Consider the following 22,810-nt stretch of genomic DNA (forward strand, 5'->3'; position numbering starts at 1 on the left):
CGGGGTCGTGCGGGTGGGACCGGGCGTCGGACGGATGCGTCGGACAGAATTCAGCCGAGCTCGCGGACGAGCTCTTCCGCCCGGGGCCATTCGCCGTAGCCGGATGCGGGGTTGAGGTGTCCGACCTGGCCGAGATTCACGAGACGGCTCCCCCATGCCCTGGCGAGATCGGCTACGCGATCGAAATCGGCCAGGGGGTCGTCGGTGCCCGCCGCGACGATGCTGGGGAAGGGCAGGGGCACCCGCGGCACGGGCAACCAGCCGTTCTCGCGCAGGGCCTCCTGAGTGGGGTAGCCCTCGGGCAGCGGCGTGCCGAAGTCCGGGGGCGCCGCCAGCAGCGCGCCCTCGATCCGGCGCCGGTGTCGTCGCGTCCAGTGTGCGACGGTCATCACTCCGGCGCTGTGGGCGACCACGACGACCGGGCCGGAGATGTCCGACAGCACGTCGTTCAGTGCGGTGACCTGAGCGCCGCAGCTCAGCCTGCCGCTTGTCAGCGGCGGAACGGTCCGGGCGTCGGCGATCCTGCCGGCGAGGATGGTCTGCCAGTGATCCGGCACGTGATCGCGCAGTCCGGGGACCATGACGACCGTCGGTGATGCGGTGGGACTCATGTGGACAGCTCCTGATTCGTGGGAGTCACGGCGGGAAGCAGGGCCGAGCGGCGTAGATCGTGCTCGTAGCGGAGCTTGCCGATGACGAAGGCCACACCGCTCAGGACCGCGACGAACGGGACAAGTCGCAGTGCGCCGAGCAGGCCCATGCGGTCCGCGAGCATGCCCGTCACTGCGGGCCCCGGGGCAAGCCCGAGCAGGCTGTTGGCCAGGGTGAGGGTGGCCATGGCCGTTGCCGCGACGGCGGCGGGGGTCAGATTCGCCACCATGGCGGCCGCCGGACCGGCCGTGGCGTTGGACAGCAGGGTCCCGGCGCCGATCAGCAGCAGCTGCGACGGGCCGACCGGCAGGTGGAATCCGGCCGTCAACAGCACGAGCGTCCCGAGACTGCAGATGATCGCAACGGTCCACTTCCGGCCGCGGATCCGCCGGCTGAGGCGGTCGGTGACGAACCCGCAGAGGATCATGCCCGCCCCTGTGATCAGTGCGAAGGCCCCGGCCACCACGCCGGCCTTCGCGGTAGGCATGGCGTAATAGCGATTGAGGAAGCTGGGCATCCAGGCGAGCAGGGCCATCGCGATGAACATCTGAAGGCCGCTGCCGATGTAGGCGCAGAGCACGGAGACCGAGCAGAACAGCCGCGGCAGCAAGGTCCGGATCGGGGTCCGTCCGCCGGATGAGCCACTGCCGCCGACGGCACCCGGCCCCAGTCGCTTCTCCTTGACCACGATGCCGTAGACGGCGGCCATGACCAGTCCGGCGATCCCGATGACGCCGAACGCCCAGCGCCAGCCGAGGTGCTGGGCGACGACGCCACCGATCGACACGCCCAGCACGGATCCGAATGCGCCTCCCGCGATGAACGCGCCGGAGAGCGTGGCCCGCAGGGTGACGGGAAAGACGCTGAGGACCACCGCGATGCCGACACTCCCGTAGGCCGCCTCGCCGACACCGACCAGGAACCGCCCCAGGAACATCTGCCCGTAGCTCGCCGCGACGGCGCAGCCCAGCGTCGCCAGGCTCCACACCGTCGCGGCGACGACCAGGCTCCTGACCCGGCCCCAGCGGTCCGCCAGGAGCGACAGGGGGAAGGTGAGCACACCCACCATCAGGGCCACGATGCCGCTGAGCGAACCCAGTTGGGCATCGGCGAGCAGCCACTCCGCCTTCAGCAGGGGGAAGACCGCGTTGAGGACCTGCCGCGACATGTAGTCGATCAGCAGGAGCCCGAAACTCAGCGCGAACACCAGCCGGGCGTACCCACGGGATACGGCCGGCGTGGCGTGAGACGTGCCGGGCACTGCCGTGCCGGCGGTGTGAACTCCCATTGGCGTCACCTTCTCGTCTCCGGTCAGGGCTCAGAAAGGTCTGTCGCCGACGATCCCGGCGCGCTCCATCTTGCGGACGGCGGGCCAGTAGTCCTGGACGGCGTAGTGCTGGGTGGAGCGGTTGTCCCAGATGGCGAAGCTGTTCCGCCGCCAGCGCCAGCGCACCTGGTACTCGGGGACGGCCGCCTGGCTGATCAGGTAGTTCAGGAGGTTGTTCGCCCCGGGCGCGTGGTCCTGGCCGAAGCGCACGTTGTCGGGCGTGTGGAAGTTGACGAAGTGGGTGGTGAACGCGTTGACGAAGAGGATCTGCTCACCGGTCTCCGGGTGGGCGCGCACCACCGGGTGCTCCGGGTCCGGGTACCGGTCCTTCAGCTGGTGGCGCTGTTCCATGGGCATGACCGCGCCGAAGGTCGCCTCGATGCTGTGCCGTGCGCGCAGACCCGCGATCTGTGTCTTGATGTGCTCCGGCAGCCTCCGGTAGGCCTCCGCCATGTTGACCCAGACCGTGTCTCCGCCGACCTCGGGCGTTTCCACGCAGCGCAGTACGGCCCCCATGGGCGGGCACTCGCGCCAGGTCGCGTCGCAGTGGAGCGCGTTCTCGTAGTGCTCGGGCCTGCTGTCCAGGTCCTTGTAGATGCGGACCAGCCCCGGATGGTCGGGATCGCTGCCGGCCACGGGGTGGTCCTCCAGCGGGCCGAAGCGCGAGGCGAGGGCGACGTGTTCGGTGCGCGTGATGTCCTGGTCCCGCAGGAAAAGGACCTTGTACTTCAGCAGCAGTTCCCTGACCTCGGCGAACAGGTCGTCGTCGCGCGAGGCGTCGCCGAGGTTCACTCCGAAGAGCTCGGCGCCGATGGTGCAGGTCAGCGGCTCGGCCTTGATCGATGTACGGAGGACCCCCGGGCGCACCAGGGCGGGCGCGTGTTCCCTCGGGTGGACTCGTTGAGGCATGTGTTCACTCCTGGGGTGAGGTGCGAGGCACAGCGTGTTCAGAAGTGCCGGGCACGGCGTTCTCGAAGTGCGTGGCACGGAGTGTTCACAGGACGAAGACGGATGATCCCGTGGTCCGTCCCGCTTCCAGATCGCGGTGTGCGTGTACCGCGTCCTGGAGTGAGTAGCGCTGATTGATCTGGATCTTGATACGTCCGGACGCGACGTGCCCGAACAGTTCGCTCGCCAGGGCGTCCCGCTCCGCAGGTTCCGCGATGTAGTCGGCCAGCGCGGGCCGGGTCACGAACAGGGATCCGTGGAGGGCGAGTTGCATGGCGTCGAGGGGCGGTACGCCGGAGGCCGTGCCGAAGCACACCAGCAGGCCGCGGCGCCGGAGCGAGGCCATGGATCCGGCGACGGTGTCCTTGCCGACGCTGTCGAAGACGACGGGGACCCCGGCGCCGTCGGTCAGTTCCCGCACCCGCTCGGCCACGTCCTCACGGCGGTAGTGGATGATGTGGTCGCAGCCGTGTGCGCGGGCGATCTCGGCCTTCTCCTCGCTGGAGACCGTGCCGATCACATTGATTCCGAGCAGCTTCGCCCACTGGCAGAAGATCAGGCCGACGCCTCCCGCCGCCGCATGGAGCAGCACGGTGTCGCCGGGCTTCAGCGGATGGATCCGGCGCAGCAGATAGGCGGAGGTGAGGCCGCGCATGGTCATCGCGGCGGCGGACTCGCAGCTGATGCCGTCCGGCAGCTTGATCAGCGGCCCGGCGGGCATGACCCGCTCGGTGCTGTAGGCCCCCAGCGGACTGCCGGTGTAGGTGACGCTGTCGCCCTCGGCGACATGTGTCACCCCCTCGCCCACGGCCTCGACCACACCGGCGGCCTCGACGCCGAGCCCCGCGGGCAGCGGGGCCGGGTACAGACCGGAGCGGAAGTAGGTGTCGGCGAAGTTGAGTCCGACGGCGACGTGCCGGATCCGTACTTCGCCCGGGCCCGGGTCGCCGACGGGGACCTCCTCCCACCGCATGACGTCGGGGCCGCCGGTCTCATGGAAGCGGATGGCGTGTGCCACGGGTTGCTCCGTTCGCTCGTGTGGGTACGGCGGTCGCGGGGCGACCCTGATCGGCCGGGACGGATGCCGCATGGACCCCGGGACCGCCTGGTGGGGGTGGGTCAGCTCTTGATGTCGCGCAGCATGAATCCGCGCCGGCCGGGGCGGCGGTTGGGCACCATGCCGAGCCGGTCCAGGGTCTCGTCGGTGTCCGAGTACCACTCGCCGAGCTTGTAGATCTTCTTCGCCTCCTGCCCGGTGGCGATCTCACGGCCGAGCGCGTCGGCGATCTTGACCATCTGCTCGACCTGCTGCACGGAGGACATCCGCTCGCCCTTGCGCCGCCAGAGGTTGTCCTCGTTGCCCACTCGTACGTGCGTGCCCAGGGCGATGCCGATCGCGTTCATCGGCGCCACCGCGCGCATGGACGCCTCGATGCTGAGCACGGCGCCGTCCGGGACGCGTCGGATGAACTCGATCAGGTCGGCCGGATGCCGGCCGGCGAACCCGCCGCCGATGGCGACGTAGTTGAGCACCATCGGCCCGTTGTAGACGCCCTTGCGGACAAGCCGTTCCACGGTCTCCAGTTGTGCCATGTTGGCGAGTTGGAAGTGCGGCTGGACGCCGTTGGCGCGGAGTCGCTCCAGGTGCTCCAGGTAGAAGTCCGGTCCTGCCTCGACCACCATGTCCCGGTAGGCTTTGTAGTACGCGGGCTTGGCCATCGAGGTGCCGTCGATGTCCTCGTCGTCGAAGAGCTCGACGATGTTCATCTGGTTGGTGTTGATCGCGATCGTCACCTGGTCCGGGCTGGGGGTGATCTCCGCCAGCAGGTGGCGCGTGTCGTAGCTCAGCCACTTGGCATCGGCGCCCTCGTCCTCGGGGGCGAAGGAGATCGACCCACCGATCTGGAGGATCATGTCCGGCACGGCTTCGCGCAGCCGGGCCATCAGCTCGTTGAACATGGACATGCGCTTGGAGCCGTGGCCGTCCAGCTCGCGCACGTGGATGTGGAGTGCCGTGGCGCCGGCGTTGTGACAGTCGACCGCCGCCTGCACATGCTCGTCCATGGTGAGCGGGAGGTCGTCGGCGTCACCGGGCAGCCACTCCGGCCCGTAGGGGGCCGCCTGGATCACCAGCTTCTCCTGGTTCTCCGGATAGAGGGAATCGTCGAGGAAGTGCACGGTCCATCTCCTTTTTCGGACGGGGCTTCACTCGCCGCGCGTCACTGCCCGTATCGCGAGGCCCGAATGGCCTGGTGCGGGGCTCAGTGAGCTCGCGGGCGGGGTTCCCGGGCCCGCTGGGCGGCTCGGATTCGATCAGCGAGTTCAAAGGGGGCTCTCGGCTGCGAGCAGGGGTCCTGCTCGTCCTTGTGGGGGCCGTCGGTATCCCCTGCGGTAATGCAACGTTAAGCGCGGGTTACGTGCCGCGCTTTCCCCTGGGTGACAGCCCACTTGTCACTTGGGGACAGGCCCTGCCCCCGCCGGAGCCGCCCCGGCCGGCCCGGGGCGGGGCGGCGGACCGCTGCGGGTCCGGCTCCTGATCGCCGGTGATCACTCCTCGCCGGAGGGCTGCTGCCCGACCCGCCCGATGCGCCACTGCCTCGGGCTGCTGCCGAACTGCTCACGGAACCAGCGGGAGAAGCCGCTCGGTCCGGAGAAGCCCAGCAGCCCGGAGATCTCCGTCAACGAGCGGCGCGGATTCGCCACAAGCTGCTCCGCGAGCTCGGTACGCGTCGCGTTGAGGAGGGAGGAGAACGTCTCGCCCGAGCCGGCCAGGTGCCGGTGGACGGTTCTCCGGTCGACGCCGAGGCTGGACGCGACCTGCTCGATCGAACAGCGCCCGCTCGGCAGCAGGACTTCGATCATCTCTCGCACACGGTCCGGCACGGTCGTGTCCCGTGAGACCGCGATGGACTCGAAATACTGCTGTGCGTAGTTCCGGAGCAGCGGATCCGACATCGCATTGGGAGTATCGAGGTCGCTCGCGCAGAAGACAATCCCGGTGAATTCTCGGTCGAATCCCACCATCCGGCCGAAAATGCGCCGGTAAGTACTGAGATCTTTGGGAGCACTGTGTGTGAAACATACGGAGACCGGCTGCCACCTGGCGCCGAGAAATGTCCGGAGAATTCCATGAAAGGCACCCACGGCCAGCTCCTTGGCCTGCCGGGCCTCCATTGCCTCACCCAGCTCCAGACCCACCTTGAGGGTGGCCAGGCCGTTCGCCTCGGAGACTCGGCCACGGAGCATCTCGTTGTACATGTAGTCATGTCGCATGAGCAGCCCGAGTGCGCTGCGGACATCGGGCTCCTCGCGGATGACCAGGCTGATGGGCCCGAGGTTGGCGAAGCGGCGGCGTTCGGCGAGGAGCAGGCCGAAGTCCTCGCGGTGCGAGGCCGCCGCCGAGAGTTCGAGCAGCTGGGCCGCGGCCACGCCGGAGATCCATCTGTCCTGGACGGTGAGACCCACGGGGTCCAGACCGACGCTCTTCATCAGTACCTGCGGATCGATGCCGAGGGACTGGCTGAGCTCGACGTAGCTGTTCAGCGCTGCATTGCGGACCAGTGGCTTCAACGGCGCACTCCAAGGCTCTGTCCCCAAATGGTAAGTACGATGTCACCTCAAGTAAAGCGATGCGCCAGGCCGTGACCTAGCGTTGCACCACCGCGATGGAGGCATCCTCCCGGGTTCGGCGTCCCGGCCGATCGGAAATCCTGCGGAGAGCACCATGGCAAATACTCCGACCATTGACCAGCCCCTTGGAAAATCGGCAGGGAATCCCATGCAGGTGAATGACTCTCGACGGAATGACCTGGTTCAGATCCGCGGAATTCTTCCGCACGGAAAGGAGCAGGGTTCCGGCCGGACGGACGCGCGACCCGAGTGAGGCCGGTATGACGAGCGTGGACAACGTGCTGCGCCGGCCCTGTGCGGGGCCGGCCGTGTGGAAGGGTCCGGATCTGGCGAACTCCACCGAGTGGGTCCTGAGACTGTCGCCGGCACAGACCGGCGAACTCGACGCGGCTCTGCGGTCGGTGCGTGAGCGTGGCCTTCCGCTTCTGAAGGTGACCGCTGACGACTTCCCGCTGCCGACCCTGGCCGGTGAACTGGCCCGACTCACCGACGTACTGGAGAACGGGCGGGGCTTCGTACGCGTCAAACGCATTCCGGTCGAGCGGTACGGCCGGGCGGCGGCGAGCACCATTTCCTGGGGGCTGGGTCAGCACCTGGGCGTCCCGGTGTCGCAGAACGCCGCGGTCGCGACGTGATCGCGAAGCAGAACCCGGCGGGCCCCTGCGGCTCCCACGGCCAATGGTGACCGTCATCAGCTCAGATCGAAGGGGAAGCCGAATGAACAACCTCGCCTCACTCCTGGCGGAATCCGCCTCTGCCGGTGGCGACCGCATCGCCGTACGCCAGGACGAGACCGTCCTCACCTATGCCCAACTCGACGATGCGAGCGCCCGGTTCGCCGGTCTGTTGCGCGCCGAGGGTGTCCGGCCGGGTGATCGGGTGGCGTTGGTCGTGCCCAACGTCATCTGCTTCCCGATCGCGTACTACGGCATCCTCCGCGCAGGCGCCGTAGTGGTTCCGATGAACCCCCTGCTGAAAGCCCGTGAAATCGAGTTCACTCTCCGGGATTCCGGGTCCCGCATCGTGGTGGCGTCCCCGCTGTGCGCCGACGAGGCCACGACGGCCGCCGCGGCGGCAGGGGCCGAATGCCTGGTCACGGACCCGGCGTCGTCCGGCGCCCCGGTGCGGTCCACCGAGCCGATGCCAGGGATCGTCGAGCGGGGTGCGGACGACACCGCCGTGATCCTCTACACCTCGGGCACAACAGGGACCCCGAAGGGCGCCGAACTGACCCACCGCAATCTGATGACCAACGCGGCCACCACGGTCGAGACGCTGATCCGCGTCGGGCCGGACGACGTACTGTTCGGCGGCCTGCCACTGTTCCACGCCTTCGGGCAGACCTGCGCCCTCAACACGGCCGTCGCCGCGGGCGCCACCCTGACCCTGTTGCCGCGATTCGAGCCGGCGAAGGCTCTGGAGATCATGCACCGGGACGGGGCCACCGTCTTCCTGGGCGTCCCCACCATGTACACGGCCCTGCTCCGGGCCGGGATCCCCGACGGCCATGACCTCTCACGGCTGCACCTGGCCGTGTCCGGCGGTGCTTCCCTGCCGGTCGACGTACTCCACGGCTTCGAGCGGGAATTCGGCGTCACCGTGCTGGAGGGCTATGGGCTCTCCGAGACTTCTCCGGTCGCCTCGTTCAACCCTCCGGACCGGCCACGCAAGGCCGGCTCGATCGGGCTGCCCATCCGCGGGGTGGAACTGAGGCTCGTCGCGGACGACGGCAGCACGGTCGGCCCGGGCGAAGTCGGTGAGATCGCGATCCGCGGCGAGAACGTCATGAAGGGCTACCGGAACCGTCCCGGTGCGACCACGGAAGCCATCCGGGACGGGTGGTTCCACAGCGGTGATCTCGCTCGGGTCGACGAGGACGGCTACTACTTCGTCGTCGACCGGAAGAAGGACCTGATCATCCGCGGCGGATACAACGTCTACCCGCGCGAGATCGAGGAAGTGCTCTACGGACACCCTGCCGTCGCCGAGGCGGCGGTGGTCGGCGTGCCGCACCGGACGCACGGGGAGGAGGTGGCCGCCGTGGTTACGCTCCGGGACGGTGAACGGGCGACGGCCGATCAACTGCGCGACTACGTCAGACAGCGCGTGGCCGCCTACAAGTACCCCCGGATCGTCACGTTCACCGACGGGCTCCCCAAGGGTGCCACGGGCAAGATCCTCAAACGCGAGATCGCCCTCCGGCACCAGGCGTTCGAGGACTGAACCGATCCGGTTCCGCGCCGACCCGACGGGCGGGGATCGCAAACTGAACTCTCATGGGCGGCTTGATGAAAACTGTTCGATCTTGAATGAGAAGCCGCGACCGTTGGCTAGCGTCCGCTTATATGAAACGTATACGCACAGCGGCCGGGCTCTGTCTGGCGCTGCTGTTCCTCGCACTGGGAGTCGGCACCCAGCCGGCGCTGGCGCATGTCTCGCGCCAGCATGCGGAACTCGTCGTCGCCACCGGGGACAAAGTCACCAGCGGCCGTCTCGTCGTCCACCGCGACCTCGTGTCCCCGGAGCAGGCCGGAGCATGGGCGACCCGGTTGCTCGCGGTCGACTGCCCGGCCACCGGCTCCGGCGTTCCGGGCGACAACGGCGGGGTGCCCGGCGGGGTCGTGATCGAGTTGGCGTGGAGCTGCCACGTCGACGCGCTCGATCTGAGCCCGCTCCTCGACAAGGGCGGACTGACCCAGGTCGTCGTCGAGTTCGACGGCACTGCGGTCGACGCCACCGCTGCCACGCCGCTGGTCGACGCCGAAGGCGCGCACGCCCTGCCCAGCTTCCCGTGGCTCACCGTCGCACTCGCAGCGGCGGCCGTTCTCGCGCTGGTACTCGCCGCGCTACGACTGCCGGCCCTGCTGCGGTCGTCGCGGACACGCCGCCGGTTCCAGCTCGCCACCACGGGCGCCATCGCTCTGTCCTGCCTCGCTCCGCAGGCGGCTTTCGCCGACGACACGGCACCGTCCACCGTCACCGTCGAGGGCACCGTCTTCAAGGACGCCAACGGCAACGGCAGGCGGGACAAGGGGGAACGTGCCATGTCCGGCGTCGATGTCACCGACGGCGCCGTGTGGACCACGACCGGCGCCGACGGCTCGTACTCCCTCGCCATCGATCCGAGCCGGCGCGAGAGCGACATCGTCAGCATCGTCTCGCCCGACGGCTATACGCCTGTCCTGCGCAAGGACTACATCCCGCAGTTCTTCCACAAGGTCCCCGAGACCGGCGACAAGGGCGTCGACTTCGCGCTCGTACCGGACCGCCACGCCTCCGACCCGAACGAGACCTGGGTCATGAACTCCGACCCCGAGGTCAGCAACGTCAGCGACGCCCAGGCGCGCACGGCGCTGCCCCGGTGGACGGGGCAGGTCCAGGCGATGTCCGAGGTCGACGGTGCGACGATGCAGATCGCGACCGGCGACCTCACCGTCACGGACTACGCCGCCGAGCCGCGCCGCCAGGCCGCGTACGACATCTTCAGCAAGGGCCTGGAACAGGGGCGGCTCGGCCACCCCTTCTACCCGGTCATGGGCAACCACGACTTCGGCGGCACGGCCACCTCCCAGGGCTACGCCGGCAGTCTGGAGTACTACCGCCGCAACATGGCCCCGGAGTGGTACAGCTTCGACCGCAACGGCCGCCACATCGTCGTCCTGGAGGACAACTACGACGCGAGCGGACTGAAGCCGCAGCTGGAGTGGCTGCGCAGGGACCTGGCCCGGCACGCGGTCGGCAAGCAGGTGCTCGTCTTCGCGCATCGCTCGCTGTTCACCCAGTGGGGCCCTGGCGCAGGCATGCAGCCGACGATCGACGAGCTGGCCGAGTACGACGTCCGGCTGGTCGCGGCGGGCCACAACCAGCAGGCCGAGTTCCGCCGTGGTGCCTTCGAACGGTCCGTGGAGATCAACAACCAGGGCACCTACGGAATCGACGGCGCCCACCCCGATTACAAGGTGCTGGACTTCAGCGGAATCACGGACGATCCGCACACCCGCCGCAACGAGGACACCGGCCATGTCACCGGTATCCACCGGCAGTTCGACATCGACGACGACAGCGCTCTGGTCAGCCCCGCACCGCGCAGCGTGCACGGCTCGGCAGACGCGGTCCCCGTCGAGGTGTACGCCGAGGACGACGGCCGCACCCCGGCCAGGGCCTCGCTGACCGTACGGGACAGCCGCGGGCACGTCGTGAAGCGGACCAGCCTGCGCTTCGGCCGGGAACCCGGCAGGCCCGGCATCGAGAACTGCTACACCCCGCCGGGCGGCAGGCCCGAACCGTGCCCCGACGCACGCGGGGCGTGGACCCGGGCGAGCAGCACACTGCACGGGCTGCGGCCCGGCACGTACACCGCCAGGACGACCGTGTACGACACCCGGGGCAAGGCGTTTCCCGCGCTCCCCGCGCTCGGGAGCACCTTCGACGTCGTACGGCAGTCCGAGCTCTCCGAGCCGAGGGCCGGGCAGAACTGGCTCCGGCAGGGCGGCGACGAGGCCGGGCGGTCCTCGGCCGCCGACGAGCCGGGCCCCGCACTGGACCTGAAGTGGGTCCGGCACACCGGCGAGCAGTTCAACCTGAACGGCTCGGTGGTCGCGGACGGCAAGGTGATCGTCTCGTCCCGCGCGTTCGACTCCCCGTACAGCATGATGCTGGCCTACGACATCAGGTCCGGGCGGGAGATCTGGCGTACCTACCTGGACGGCGACGCCGAATCGGCGCCCACGCTCCACGAGGGACGGGTGTATCTGACGACCGGTGTCGGACGGATCTACGCGCTGGACGTCCGGGACGGTCATGTTGCCTGGGAATCGATCGACCGTGAGGAGCACCACGGCGACACGGTGCGCCGCTACGGCCGTGCGGGCGGACCGGTCAGTGTCTTCGCACTCACCGGACAGGACCGCACGGTGGCCGTCCACCAGGACTGGGACACCGTCCGCTGCCGTGACGCGAAGACCGGCGCCCTGCTGCCCGGCGGCTTCGGCGCCGCCGCCTCCTGGGGTCAGTCCCACAGCACCGCGGTGCGCGAGCCCGGTTCCGACACCGCCTATCTGCACTCCTCGTCGAGCAACACGGTCATCGCCATGGACCTGACGAGCTGCAAGCAGCTGTGGGCGAAGGACACCGCGGGCGACATCGACAGCCACTCGTCGCCCGTGCTCACCGATCCCGCGTCGGGCCCGGCTCAGCTGGTCACCTTCACCACCTCCGGTGTCCGCGGGCACGACCCGGCGACGGGTGCGGTGACCTGGGAGTCCGGGCTGGGCGGCGGCAGCACCTGCGAGCCGGGCCGCGCCCCGCTCACCAGCCCTGCCGTCCGGGGCGGCATGGCCTACGTGGCGGGACGGGACGGTGTCGTACGCGCCTACGACACGAGCGCGGCCGATCCCTCGAAGCCGGTGTGGGAGACCAAGTCCGGCTATCTGCCCGGGAAGAGTCCACTGGACGACAAATGGCGGGTCGCCATGGGATGTTCGGCCGGGGACGGTTCGCCGACGATGCATCCGCTGGTGACCGGGGCACTGGTGTACGTGGGGACGTGGGACGGGCGCCTTCTCGTCCTGGACCGTGCCACCGGCCGGCAGCTCGCCGCGTACAACCTCGGGGCAGGCGTCGCCTCGGCCCTCTCCGTCAGCGGTGACTGGGTATTCGTCCTCACGGACGACGGCACGGTCCACGCGCTGGCCGCGCGCCGGAACTGAGAGGAAGCACCACCGTGCGATCACTCCGCACCGGGGTGCTGCTCCTGCAGGCCGCCGTCCCCGCGCTGCTGTTCGGCAGCGCGGGGACGGCCCAGGCGCACCCCTTCGGCACACCCCCCGTCGTCAGGGTCGAGGCGGCGGGCCCCTCCGCCGTGGACGCGACCTGGTCCGCGCAGCAGGACGACGTCGCCGTCCTGCGGAAGAGCTCCGGCGGCGATGTGACGGGCTATCTGCGCGCGCACATCGTCGTACGCCAGGACGGCAGCCCCTGCCCGGCGGACCGGGTGGACGGCATGACACTCCACTTCTCCTGCCCGCATCCGGTGGACCGGATCACACTGACGGTCACCGCGCTGACGGACACCGATGCCGCCTACCGAACGCTGTCGGTGACCGATGCGGGCAGCGGAGGACTGCACACGGCGAAGGAGCCGACGCGCACGCTCGCGCTGAAATCCGATGCACGAGCCGACTCGGGCTCTCCTGGCGGGAGTTGGACCAGTGATCTGAGCTCGCTGCTGGACCGCGGAGTGGCCCTTTGGACGGCGCTGCTCGTGGCGGCGGCCGTGGGCGCGCTGCACGCCTGTGCTCCCGGGCACGGCAAGTCGCTGGCCGCCGGATACCTGGTGGGCGGCCGGGGCAGACCGCGGGACGCGGTGTGGCTCGGGGGCGTCGTCGCCGTGATGCACACGCTCTCGGTCACCGTCCTCGCGATCGGCTGGTGGCTGGCGGCGAAGAAGGCGCCGGACATGGAGGCGCTGACGGAATGGCTGCAACTGGCCGCCGCGCTGGTGGTGGCAGGGGTGGGTGCGGGCCTGCTGCGGCGGAATCTGCGTCACCGCGGCCACCATCACGCACACCGTCACGAGCACGGGCAGGAGCACGGGCAGGAGCACGGGCACGGTCATTCGCCCGACGGCCACGACGCGAGTGGGCACGGCCACGGGCACAGCCACGAGATCCCCGACGCCCCCTCGCTGCTCACCTGGCGCGGTCTGGTCCTTCTCGGTGCGTCCGGCGGCCTGTTGCCCTCGCCCTCCGCCTTCCTGGTCCTGCTCACCGGGCTGCTCACGGGCAAGGTCGGTTTCGCCCTCGCGATGGTGGCCTCCTTCGGCGCGGGCATGGCCCTCACCCTGACGGGTGTCGGACTGATCGTGCTGCGCGGCCGTGACGCGCTGCTGGACCGTGTCTCCCGTTCCTCGCTGCTGCGCACCTGGACCCCGAGGATTCCGCTGTTCGCCGCCTCGGCGGTGGTGGCCGGAGGCACGGTGGCCTCGGCGCTCGCGGCGGTACGGCTTCTGGCGCCGTAAAGGAGTTCGCAGGGACCGGCGACCGACCCGCGGACGGAGCCCGGCCGACGGAACCGGCCGATGGAGCGGTACCGGCGGACGGAGATCCTCCACGTCCGGCTTCGTCCTCCAGCGCTCCGTGGTCCCGGTCCCGGTCCGAGCCGCTCACCGCTCGTCCTCGGTGGTCCCGGCCGGGCCGGCGGTCCGTACCGGAAAGAGCGTGGACCAGCGCACTTCCTCCTCACGCTGCTCCTGTCCCCGTCGCAGCCGCGCCTGGACGGCCAGGCACACCACGGCAGTGGTGCCCGCGACCGCCGGCAGTGCGGCCAGGACCGGAGCGACCGGTATGAGCAGCAGAAACATCGTGAGGACCGCCGATCCCCACCCGGTCAGCACGGCGGCCGCGGCCGGCCGCCGGGAGCGCGGCCGGTCCTGGCCCGCCCGCCCTGCGTTTCCGTTGCGTCCACCGGACCGTGTCCTCCAGCTCTTGCGGTTCTCCGAGCGCTCCCCGGCCGCACGGGCGGCGGGGAGCGGTCGGAAAGGTCCGGCAGATCACGAGGGGACGGGACCGGACCTTCCCGGCCGCACCATGCTGGCCGCGCCCCTCGAAGCCCCCCAGGGACCGACGGGTACGTTCCGCCGGGCCGACCGGCCCTACGTGCCGGGGCGTCGGGGAGCCGACCGGCCTCACCGGGCCGGTGGCGCACGGCCGGACCCGCCCTGCGGCTGCCGTAGGCTGACCGTCCGTGGACCGGTCCCAGCCCTGCGGTGATCCGGTGAGCGATTTCCCGGTATACGGCACACGGACCCTGAGAGCGGCGCCCGATGACAGAGACAGCCCCCAGGGCCTTGCCCGACTCCCCCTGTGCCGGTCCGGCGTCCTGGCCCCAGCCCAGCCGGCCGGACAGGATGCGCGGTCTGCTGGATGCCGTGATGAGCCTGGGGCGGGGCCTGGAACTGCCCGAGGTGCTCCGCGGGATCGTGGAGGCCGCGGTGACCCTGACCGACGCGGAGTACGGGGCGCTCGGCATCGTCGGGGACGGGCAGAAGCTGCTGGAGTTCCTGCCGGTCGGCATATCGGAGCAGCTCGCCGCCGTGATCGGCCAGACGCCGTGCGGGCGCGGCATCCTCGGTGAGCTGATCCGGCACCCGAAACCGCTGCGGCTCACCGATCTCAGCAGCCATCCGCGCAGCTTCGGTTTTCCGCCCAACCATCCCCCGATGCGCACCTTCCTCGGGGTGCCGGTGCGGGTACGGGAAGAGGTGTTCGGCAACCTCTACCTCACCGAGAAGCGGGGCGGGGTGAGCTTCGACGCCGACGACGAGGCGGTGCTGACCACCTTGTCGATCGCGGCCGGGGTCGCCATCGACAACGCCCGCATGTACGACGAGAGCCGTCGCCGGGAGCGGCGGCTGGAGGCGCTGGGCGAGATCACCCGCACGCTGCTCTCGGGGACGGACGCCGACGAGGTGCTGCATCTGATCGCCGAGCGGGCGATGGAGGTGGCGGGGGCCGACCGGGCCGCGATCCTGCTGCCGACACCCCGCACGCCCCTCTCCGGGGCTTCGGCGGCCTCCGGGGCCGAGGCACGTCTGACCGTTGCCGTCGCCCACGGCAGGGATTCCGAACGCGTCACGGGGCTGTCCGTACCCGCGCGGGGTTCACTGGCCGGACTCGCCGCCCGTACCGGGACCCCGGTGCACTGCGCCGATGTGCGTACCGATCCCCGGGCCCACCCGTTCGGCGACGGTGCCGAGGACGGTCTGGGTCCGGTGGTGACGGTGCCTCTGCGGGTCGACGCGGAGACCAGGGGCGCACTGCGCCTGGGTAGGCCGGTGGACCGCCCGCCGTTCGACGACACCGAGGTCGCGCTCGTCTCGGGCTTCGCCGACCAGGCGGCCATCGCCCTGGAACTGGCCCGCAGGCGGGCCGAGTCCGAGGAACTCGCCGTCATGCACGACCGGGACCGGATCGCCCGCGATCTGCACGATCTGGCGATCCAGCGTCTCTTCGCGACCGGGATGACCCTGCAGAGCACCACGCGCGCCATCGCGGACCGGCCGGACGCGGCCGAGCGGGTCAGCCGGGCGGTGGACGATCTGGACACCACGATCCGGATCATCCGGTCCACCATCTTCGATCTGCGGACGGCGGACGGTCCGGGCCGCGGCGGGCTGCGGCACCGGATGGCGGAGACGGCTCGCACGGCGGCCCACGCCCTCGGTTTCCGGCCCTCTCTGCGGATCGACGGGCCGGTGGACACCACGGTCCCGGACGAGCTGGCCGAACATGTGGTGGCGGTCGCCGCCGAGGCGGTGTCCAATGCCTCCCGCCATGCCCGTGCCACGCGTATCGGCATCGTGCTGTCGGCCGATGACGCGGTGACCCTGACCGTCACCGACAACGGCATCGGAATCCGGGACGGTGTCACGGCCGCGCCCGGGACAGGGGCCGCGGCCGAGCGCCCCGGAGGGCTGGCCAACATGCGTACGCGGGCAGAGCTCTGCGGCGGCACCCTGACCATCGAACGGCCGGCGGACGGCGGCACCCGGATCATCTGGCGCGCACCGCTCCACGACTGACGCCCGGGACCGGCGTCCGAGTACCCGTCAGCCTCTCGGGGCCTGCGGCCACCCCTGGCGGTCCTTGACCCGGCCGACGAGCATCGCGGCCTGGATCCGGCGGCCCACGCCCAGTTTGGCGAGGATCGAGGAGATGCGGTTCTTGACGGTCTTCTCGGCCAGGAAGAGGCGTTCCGCGATCTCGCGGTTGGTGAGGCCCTCGCCGATGAGATCGAGGATCTGCCGCTCCCTGGGCGTGAGTCCGTCCAGTTCCGATCCCTCCGACGCCTCGGCAGGGGGCCGCTCGGTGCCCCGCAGCCGCTCCATCACGCGGGCGGTCGTCCGCGGATCGAGCATCGAGGTGCCCGACGCGACCCTGCGTACGGCGGTGATCAGATCGGCTCCGTTGATCTGCTTGAGCACATACCCGGCGGCGCCCGCCATGATGGCGTCGAACAGCGCCTCGTCGTCGTCGAACGACGTCAGCATCAGGCAGGCGAGTTCGGGCATCAGCGCGCGCAGCTCCCGGCACACCTCGATGCCGGCGTGATCGCCGCCCCGGTCGTCGCCGAGGCGTACGTCCAGCACGGCGACCTGCGGTCTGCTGGCCGGTACCCGGGCCAGCGCCTCCCGGGCGTCGGACGCCTCGCCGACGACCTCGATGTCGTCCTCGGCCTCCAGCAGATCGCGTACGCCGCGCCGGACGACCTCGTGGTCGTCGAGGATGAAGACACGTACGGGGGCCCGGGACCGGGGCGGATCCGTGCTCAACGGGGTCGTGCTCGGTGGGGTGTTCGCGAACTCATTCACCACATGCTCGATCGGTTCGGGGAGAGGGCCGGAAACAGTATGTGCCCGTCCGCGGGACTGTTCCCGCCGGGGTGCAACAGCATGGAAAACGGCGTCTGAACAGGGCCGAAAGACCCTGTGGCCAGGGGCCGGTCAGCGGGTGGGGCGCGGTGCCATACTGACGCCGCCAAGATCGTCCGGGCACCACGGACATCTCCCTTCCCGGCCACCCCACTGTGCTGCAACGAGGAGCAACCGGCCCATGAACACCCCGAGCGAGGACTACCACGCACTGCTCGCACGGCATGACGCGATGCGGCTTCGACGACGCATCCTGGCCCCGTCCGGCAGTCGTGCCGGGGAGTGGAGCGCCGAGGCCCCGCAGGCGTACGACGGAACGGCCGACCAGCGGCTGATCGGCGACTCGCTGTCCCTGGTGAACCCGCTGGAGGAGCTGATCGCCGAGCTGTACCGGATCCTGTTCGAGCGGCACCCGTATCTGCGGTCGCTGTTCCCCGAGTCGATGGCCTTCCAGCAGGCCCATCTCGCCGGGATCTTCCGGTATCTGATCGGCAATCTGCACCGTACGGAAGAAATGATCGGCGTCTTCGGGCAGTTGGGACGCGATCACCGCAAGCTCGGTGTGCGCCCCGCGCACTTCGAGGCCTTCGAGGCGGCGCTGATCGAGGCGCTGCGCGTGCGCGCGGGCGCCCGGTGGACCCACGCGCTGGAGCAGGCCTGGCTGCGGATGCTGCGGCTGGCCGTCTCGGCGATGGTCAGGGGCGCGGACGAGGCGATCGCCGAACCGCCCAGCTGGGAGGCGACGGTGACCTCGCACGAACTCCGCACCCCCGATCTCGCGGTACTGCGGGTACGGCCACATCAGCCCTACGCCTTCGAAGCCGGGCAGTACGCGTCCCTGGAGTCGCCGCTGCTGGAGCAGGCCTGGCGTCCGTACTACCTGGCCCGAGCCCCGCATCCGGACGGTGAACTGGAGTTCCACGTACGGGCCCGGGGCGCCGACGGGGTGAGCGATGCGCTGGTGCACGGGGCGCGGGAGGGCGGCGCCGTCCGTCTCAGCGCCCCGCGCGGCGCACTGGCCCTGCCGGATCACCTTCCGGCCGCGGATCTTCTGCTCATCGCCTCCGGTACGGGCTGGGCTCCGATGAAGGCGCTGCTCCAGCGGATCGATGCCGACCACTCCCGCGCCCACCGGGTACGGCTGCTGCTGGGTCCCGCAGGGGAGATGGCGGCGGCCGGGGAGATGTACGACGCGGCGTATCTGGAAGCGTTCCGGCGCAAGCGCTCCTGGCTGACCGTCATCGCGGCCGACGCGGCGAGTACCCGCTTCGCGGGTGCCGGGCTGCGGGCCCTGAACGGAATACTGCCCCCGCAGCCCGGGGCCGCCGCCCGGCAGCACGCCTTTCTGGCCCTGGCCCCCGAGGCCGCCACGACCGGGCCGACGCAGGCCGTCGCCGCTCGGCTGGCCGCCGCCGGAGTACCGGCCGAGCAGATCCGTCACGACGCCACCGGCGTGGTCGCGGTCACAGAAGTGTCTGCCAGTACGACCAGAACCGGATTGCTATCAGCATGACGATGGCCAGACACCAGGTCACCGGCACCACGAGGGGGAACTCCAGCACCGCCGCGACCAGGGCGCGCGGCGCGGGCAGGACGCCGTGGCGCAGATTGTGCACCGTGGTGTGCCAGAACATGAAGACGGTGGCCACCCACACGAGCACGCACCACAGGCAGAGTGCGCCGATCTCGAACAACGCCTGGGTCATCAGCCACATGCAGAAGCCGACACCGAACAGCGTGCCGAGGTTCAGTCCCAACCAGTACCAGCGCCGGTAGCGCGCACCCGCGAGCAGGCCCGCGCCGGTCCCCAACACCGTCCCGAAGGCGACCAGCCCGATGAGCGGGTTGGGAAAGCCGAACGCCGACGCCTGCTCGCTGCGCATCACACTGGTGCAGGACACCACGGGGCTCAGCGAGCAGGCGGGCACGAAGCCGGGGTCGGCGAGCAGTTCGAACTTGTCGATCGTGATGACGAACGAGCCGAGCAGCCCGAGTGCGGCGGTGACGACCAGCAGCCACCCGAACCCCCGCCTCGCCCCCGCGCACTCCCGTTCGTCACCCGCCCCGGACGCGCCGGCGCATTCCCGCTCGTCGGCCTCGGGGCCTTCCGCCACCCTCCCCGTCCCGCACTCCGACAGTTTCATGCCCGCCCCCGTACGGAACCGTCCGGCCAGACGACCTCCACCCGGATTCCCCGCGCACGCGCGAAGGCGACCAGATGCGCGGTGGCGTCCCGCCCGTCCGACGGCGATCCGTCCCACACGGCGAGCACGGTCCGGCAGGTCTCCACCAGCTTTTCATCGGCGCCGACACACGCGTCGCGGTCGGTGGGATCGAAGACCAGCAGTCGTACGTGTTCGGCCAGGACCAGCAGTTCGCCCGCGGCCGACCGGTCCCGCTCGGGCAGCACGGCGGGAACCGCGCCCTGAGCCGGCAGCAGCACCGTCAGCTTCCGCCCGGCCTCCCTGGCGGCCCGCCCGAACACCAACGGCAGCCCCGCCCCGACCCGTACCAGGGCGGCGGCACCTTCCGCCAAGCGGTCCAGCCGCGCTCTCAGTTCGGCTTCCACCAGCTCCAGGGTTCTGTTGCCGAGGTCCCTGTGCCCGACGACTGCGATCACCATGTTTCCCTCCTCGCGCACCCGCGGTGTGCGATGCATCGCAGTGAACCCATCGGAGGCCGGGCACCGCTAGGGCCGATCGGCCCTGTCGGCCGGAACTCGGCGGTAGCGGCCCCGACGCGAACGGCAACTCCCTTCATTCACACAGGATCACGCCAATTTAGGCTAGGCTAAGCTAAGTATGTGAACAGGGTGCGGGGCGGCGCGGTCGTCGTCAAGTTCGGCGGGAACGCCATGGTGGACGCGAGCCTGAAGCGGGCGTTCGCCCGGGACGTCGTGGAGCTGTGGCGCACAGGACTGCGCCCGGTCGTCGTGCACGGGGGCGGGCCACAGATCAGCGCGATGCTGGATCTCCTCGGCCTGGAGTCCCGCTTCGAGGCGGGGCTGCGGGTGACCACTCCGGAGACCATGGATGTGGTGCGCATGGTGCTGAGCGGCCGGGTCCAGCGGGAGCTGGTCGGCCACATCAATGAGCACGGGCCCTTCGCCGTGGGGATGACCGGCGAGGACGCGCACACGATGACGGCGGTGCGGCGGCCGGCCCGGGTGGACGGGCGGCCGGTGGACATCGGTCTCGTCGGCGACGTCGTGGACGTGAACCCGGGCGTGGTGCGCACGCTCCTGGAGGAAGGGCACATACCGGTGGTCTCCCCCGTGGCACGCGGCGAGGACGGGCAGGTCTACAACGTCAACGCCGATCTCGCGGCGTCGGCCCTGGCCGTGGCCCTCGGGGCCGAGCGGCTGGTGATGCTCACCGACGTGGAGGGGCTGTACGCCAACTGGCCGCACAGCACCGAGGTGATCGAGCACCTGACGGCCGACGCGCTGGACGGGATGCTGCCGGGGCTGGCGAGCGGGATGCTGCCGAAGATGGAGGGCTGCCTGCGGGCCGTCCGCGGCGGGGTGCGCAAGGCCCATGTGCTCGACGGCCGCGTACCGCACGCGGTGCTGCGCGGCCTCCTCGGCGAGACCAGCCCCGGCACCACCGTGGTTCCCGGCAGCAGCCCGGACCACTGCGGCAGCACCGTATGACCGCGGCGGCCGGCCCGCCCGTGCGTGCCGGCCGTCACAGGGTCTTCGTGAGGATCCGCGCGTTGCGCCGGGGGTCCAGGGACCGCGCCCAGGACGAAGGTGCCCGGCGTGCGGTCGTGGGCGCGAAGCCGTACCGGAGGAACAGGCCGCCACCGCCGGTCGTCGCCGTGAACAGCGCGCCGAGCGACCGGGCGTGCGCCATGGCCAGCGCGGCCCGCAGGAGCCCGGCCCCCACTCCGCTCCCCTGCCGGTGACCGGCCACGCAGAAGTTGTACAGCACGCCCACGGGACCGCGGCCCTCCCCGGGGCCGGCCGGGTACACGCGCAGGCCGACGGAACCCTCGACGGTGCCCGAGGGGGCCTGCGCCACGAGGAAGTCGGCCGCGTGGGCGGCGTAGAGGGGGACGGGCCGCTCCCGCAGCGCGCCCGAGCGCACGAACGGCCGGGACAGTTCGGCGAGTTCGGCGGCGTCCTCCTCGCGGGCCGGGCGTACGGAGTACGCCGGTACGGGGAGCGCGGACGGCAGCGGGGCGGGGCGCGGCGAGGCCGTGATCAAGACGTTCCCCACACGGTTCAGTCGGTGGACGCGGCGAGGGACCGGGGGCGCAGGTCGGTCCAGTTGGCCTCGATGTATTCCAGGCACTCCTCCCGGGTGTTCTCGGTGAGAACGATCGTCCATCCTCCGGGAACCTCGGCGAAGGACGGCCAGAGCGAGTGCTGTCCCTCGTCGTTCACCAGGACCAGGAAGCGGCCTTCGGGGTCGTCGAAAGGGTTGGTGCTCATGTGTCGGTGTCTCCTCGGGCCCGACGGGCCGGTGTCGGCCGCGTCGTGACTGTGCGTCGGATCCGGAGGCGGATCGGGGATGGAGGGAGCAAACCACGTTAGGTTAGGCTCACCTAATGCAGGATGAGCCTAACCTCTCCCCTCCCCTCTCACAAGGAGACGTTCATGCGCCGGGTGATCGCACGGGTCCGCACGCAGGACGGCATGGACGCACCTTCGGGCACACGCCGCCGGACCGCGAACGACCGCCGCACCGGCCGGTCATGACTTCTTTCGGCTCCGGCCCCACGGCCGACGGGGAAAGCCCCTTCGCCGCGTTCGGGCTGCCCCGCAGACCCGGCACCGACGCGTTCTGGGCGGCGGCGCGGACCCCCGCGTCGGTGCCCGACGGCGTCGGCGGCTGGCGGACCCTGTTCCTGTGGCGCGGGCCCGGTGCCTGCATCGATTTCGAGAGCTGGTCGCAGCCGGTTCCCCTGCACCGATGGGCGGGCACGGACTGCTGGTACGCCGAAGTGCGCATGCCCGCGCGGCTGCGGGTGACCTACCGGATCGTCGCGGGCGACGCGGCCCACGCGGATCCGTTCAACCCGGTCGGTGCCGGCGCGGACCGGTCCATCGCCGCGACCCCGGACGCCCCGGCGCAGCCGCACTGGCCCCTCGTCGGCCCCGACGACGTCCTGCCCCTGCCGTCGGCCCGGCTCCGCTGGAACAGTGCGCGGCTCGGCGGGCGGCGCACCGTGCGCGTCCACCCGGCGGGCGGCGGCGGGCCGGTCGTCCTGCTGCTCGACGGGGACGACTGGCTGTATCTGCACCCGGCCATGGCCGCGTTCGACTCGGCCGTCGCCGGTGGCGCGATGCCCCCGGTGACGCTCGTCTTCGTTCCGGCCAAGGACCGGGCGGCCGAGTTCGGGTGCAGGCCCGAGCTGTGGGAGGCGGTCCGGGACGAACTCCTGCCGCTGGTCGCGGAATCCGGCGTACCGGCCGACCTGGACCGGCTGGTGGTGGCCGGGCAGAGTCTGGGCGGGCTGAGCGCGCTGTACGCGGCGCTGGAGTTCCCGGACCTGGTCTCGCGGGTCGCTCTCCAGTCGGCGTCCTTCTGGTGGGCCCCCGGCGCCATGGACCTGGCGGACCCCCTGGGCGGCCCGGTCGGCGGCGCCGTCGCCGCGCGGCTGCGACGGGGCCCCGATCTGTCCGGTCTGCGGTGCGCGTTCGACGCGGGGGAACACGAGACGCGGATGCTGCCCCACTGCGAGCTGGCCGAGACCCTGACCGAACAGGCCGGCGCGACGGTGCGGATCTCCCGGTCGCCCTCGGACCACGACCGGGCGGGCTGGCGGCACGCCCTGCTCAGGGATGTCGCCTGGGCCCTCGGCTGAGCGGTTTCGGGGAC

Annotated in this window: 20 protein-coding genes; 8 read left to right on the plus strand and 12 right to left on the minus strand. The window is 70.7% G+C overall.

What is annotated here, in order from left to right; genetic code table 11:
* Nucleotides 1-50: 50 nt before the first annotated feature.
* From BT364_RS17490 to BT364_RS17515, 6 genes are all read right to left on the minus strand, one after another.
* Nucleotides 51-611 (minus strand): RBBP9/YdeN family alpha/beta hydrolase, encoded by a 561-nt coding sequence (locus BT364_RS17490; protein WP_072486109.1) that lies wholly within the window; start codon nucleotides 609-611, stop codon nucleotides 51-53.
* Nucleotides 608-1,939 carry an MFS transporter gene (locus BT364_RS17495; RefSeq protein ID WP_079179508.1) on the minus strand — a complete coding sequence of 444 codons (1,332 nt, stop codon included), beginning with the start codon at nucleotides 1,937-1,939 and terminating at the stop codon, nucleotides 608-610. Before BT364_RS17495 ends, BT364_RS17490 begins: the two co-directional genes overlap by 4 nt.
* Nucleotides 1,940-1,969: 30 nt before the next feature.
* A complete protein-coding gene (locus BT364_RS17500) occupies nucleotides 1,970-2,887 on the minus strand; it encodes a TauD/TfdA dioxygenase family protein (RefSeq protein WP_079179509.1) in 918 nt (305 codons plus the stop codon).
* An 85-nt stretch (nucleotides 2,888-2,972) separates the two neighbouring features.
* Complete coding sequence (locus BT364_RS17505; protein ID WP_072486110.1) at nucleotides 2,973-3,944, minus strand: quinone oxidoreductase family protein; 972 nt, start codon at nucleotides 3,942-3,944, stop codon at nucleotides 2,973-2,975.
* 101 nt (nucleotides 3,945-4,045) lie between these two features.
* Nucleotides 4,046-5,104, minus strand: a complete 1,059-nt coding sequence (locus BT364_RS17510) for a beta-keto acid cleavage family enzyme (protein WP_072486111.1) — start codon at nucleotides 5,102-5,104, stop codon at nucleotides 4,046-4,048.
* 369 nt (nucleotides 5,105-5,473) lie between these two features.
* Nucleotides 5,474-6,496, minus strand: coding sequence for an AraC family transcriptional regulator (locus BT364_RS17515; protein WP_072486112.1), 1,023 nt, complete (start codon nucleotides 6,494-6,496; stop codon nucleotides 5,474-5,476).
* A 320-nt stretch (nucleotides 6,497-6,816) separates the two neighbouring features.
* On the opposite strand from BT364_RS17515, the gene BT364_RS17520 reads away from it, so the two are divergent.
* The 4 genes from BT364_RS17520 (at nucleotide 6,817) to BT364_RS17535 (ending at nucleotide 13,574) form a co-directional block, all read left to right on the plus strand.
* Complete coding sequence (locus tag BT364_RS17520) at nucleotides 6,817-7,191, plus strand: hypothetical protein (RefSeq protein WP_143166504.1); 375 nt, start codon at nucleotides 6,817-6,819, stop codon at nucleotides 7,189-7,191.
* 82 nt (nucleotides 7,192-7,273) lie between these two features.
* Nucleotides 7,274-8,779, plus strand: a complete 1,506-nt coding sequence (locus tag BT364_RS17525) for a long-chain-fatty-acid--CoA ligase (protein WP_072486114.1) — start codon at nucleotides 7,274-7,276, stop codon at nucleotides 8,777-8,779.
* Nucleotides 8,780-8,901: 122 nt separating this feature from the next.
* Nucleotides 8,902-12,264, plus strand: a complete 3,363-nt coding sequence (locus tag BT364_RS17530) for an outer membrane protein assembly factor BamB family protein (protein ID WP_079179510.1) — start codon at nucleotides 8,902-8,904, stop codon at nucleotides 12,262-12,264.
* 14 nt (nucleotides 12,265-12,278) lie between these two features.
* Nucleotides 12,279-13,574: a nickel/cobalt transporter gene (locus BT364_RS17535; protein WP_072486115.1), complete on the plus strand. Its 1,296-nt coding sequence runs from the start codon at nucleotides 12,279-12,281 to the stop codon at nucleotides 13,572-13,574.
* Between the two features lie 144 nt (nucleotides 13,575-13,718).
* On the opposite strand, the gene BT364_RS17540 is transcribed toward BT364_RS17535, so the two are convergent.
* Nucleotides 13,719-13,916 (minus strand): hypothetical protein, encoded by a 198-nt coding sequence (locus BT364_RS17540; RefSeq protein WP_143166505.1) that lies wholly within the window; start codon nucleotides 13,914-13,916, stop codon nucleotides 13,719-13,721.
* Between the two features lie 546 nt (nucleotides 13,917-14,462).
* Between BT364_RS17540 and BT364_RS17545 the strand changes: the two genes are divergently transcribed.
* Nucleotides 14,463-16,136, plus strand: coding sequence for a sensor histidine kinase (locus BT364_RS17545; RefSeq protein ID WP_072486117.1), 1,674 nt, complete (start codon nucleotides 14,463-14,465; stop codon nucleotides 16,134-16,136).
* Between the two features lie 27 nt (nucleotides 16,137-16,163).
* On the opposite strand, the gene BT364_RS17550 is transcribed toward BT364_RS17545, so the two are convergent.
* Nucleotides 16,164-16,886 carry a response regulator transcription factor gene (locus BT364_RS17550; protein WP_072486118.1) on the minus strand — a complete coding sequence of 241 codons (723 nt, stop codon included), beginning with the start codon at nucleotides 16,884-16,886 and terminating at the stop codon, nucleotides 16,164-16,166.
* A 280-nt stretch (nucleotides 16,887-17,166) separates the two neighbouring features.
* Between BT364_RS17550 and BT364_RS17555 the strand changes: the two genes are divergently transcribed.
* Nucleotides 17,167-18,498 carry a globin domain-containing protein gene (locus BT364_RS17555; protein WP_072486119.1) on the plus strand — a complete coding sequence of 444 codons (1,332 nt, stop codon included), beginning with the start codon at nucleotides 17,167-17,169 and terminating at the stop codon, nucleotides 18,496-18,498.
* Here the strand turns inward: BT364_RS17555 and BT364_RS17560 are convergent.
* Together BT364_RS17560 and BT364_RS17565 are read right to left on the minus strand one after the other, a co-directional pair.
* A complete protein-coding gene (locus BT364_RS17560; RefSeq protein ID WP_079179511.1) occupies nucleotides 18,449-19,129 on the minus strand; it encodes a vitamin K epoxide reductase family protein in 681 nt (226 codons plus the stop codon). The genes BT364_RS17555 and BT364_RS17560 overlap by 50 nt on opposite strands.
* Nucleotides 19,126-19,605, minus strand: coding sequence for a hypothetical protein (locus tag BT364_RS17565; RefSeq protein ID WP_107408254.1), 480 nt, complete (start codon nucleotides 19,603-19,605; stop codon nucleotides 19,126-19,128). Before BT364_RS17565 ends, BT364_RS17560 begins: the two co-directional genes overlap by 4 nt.
* A 183-nt stretch (nucleotides 19,606-19,788) precedes the next feature.
* Here BT364_RS17565 and argB point away from each other — a divergent pair, with 183 nt between their 5' ends.
* On the plus strand, nucleotides 19,789-20,637 hold the full coding sequence (gene argB / locus BT364_RS17570; protein ID WP_072486122.1) for an acetylglutamate kinase: 849 nt from the start codon (nucleotides 19,789-19,791) through the stop codon (nucleotides 20,635-20,637).
* Between the two features lie 34 nt (nucleotides 20,638-20,671).
* On the opposite strand, the gene BT364_RS17575 is transcribed toward argB, so the two are convergent.
* Together BT364_RS17575 and BT364_RS17580 are read right to left on the minus strand one after the other, a co-directional pair.
* Complete coding sequence (locus BT364_RS17575; RefSeq protein ID WP_072486262.1) at nucleotides 20,672-21,193, minus strand: GNAT family N-acetyltransferase; 522 nt, start codon at nucleotides 21,191-21,193, stop codon at nucleotides 20,672-20,674.
* Nucleotides 21,194-21,210: 17 nt separating this feature from the next.
* Nucleotides 21,211-21,420: an MbtH family protein gene (locus BT364_RS17580; RefSeq protein WP_072486123.1), complete on the minus strand. Its 210-nt coding sequence runs from the start codon at nucleotides 21,418-21,420 to the stop codon at nucleotides 21,211-21,213.
* A gap of 263 nt (nucleotides 21,421-21,683) precedes the next feature.
* Between BT364_RS17580 and BT364_RS17585 the strand changes: the two genes are divergently transcribed.
* Nucleotides 21,684-22,796 carry an alpha/beta hydrolase-fold protein gene (locus BT364_RS17585; protein ID WP_072486124.1) on the plus strand — a complete coding sequence of 371 codons (1,113 nt, stop codon included), beginning with the start codon at nucleotides 21,684-21,686 and terminating at the stop codon, nucleotides 22,794-22,796.
* Nucleotides 22,797-22,810 lie beyond the last annotated feature (14 nt).

This window comes from Streptomyces atratus, from assembly GCF_900119365.1.
Classification (GTDB): Bacteria; Actinomycetota; Actinomycetes; order Streptomycetales; family Streptomycetaceae; genus Streptomyces; species Streptomyces atratus_B.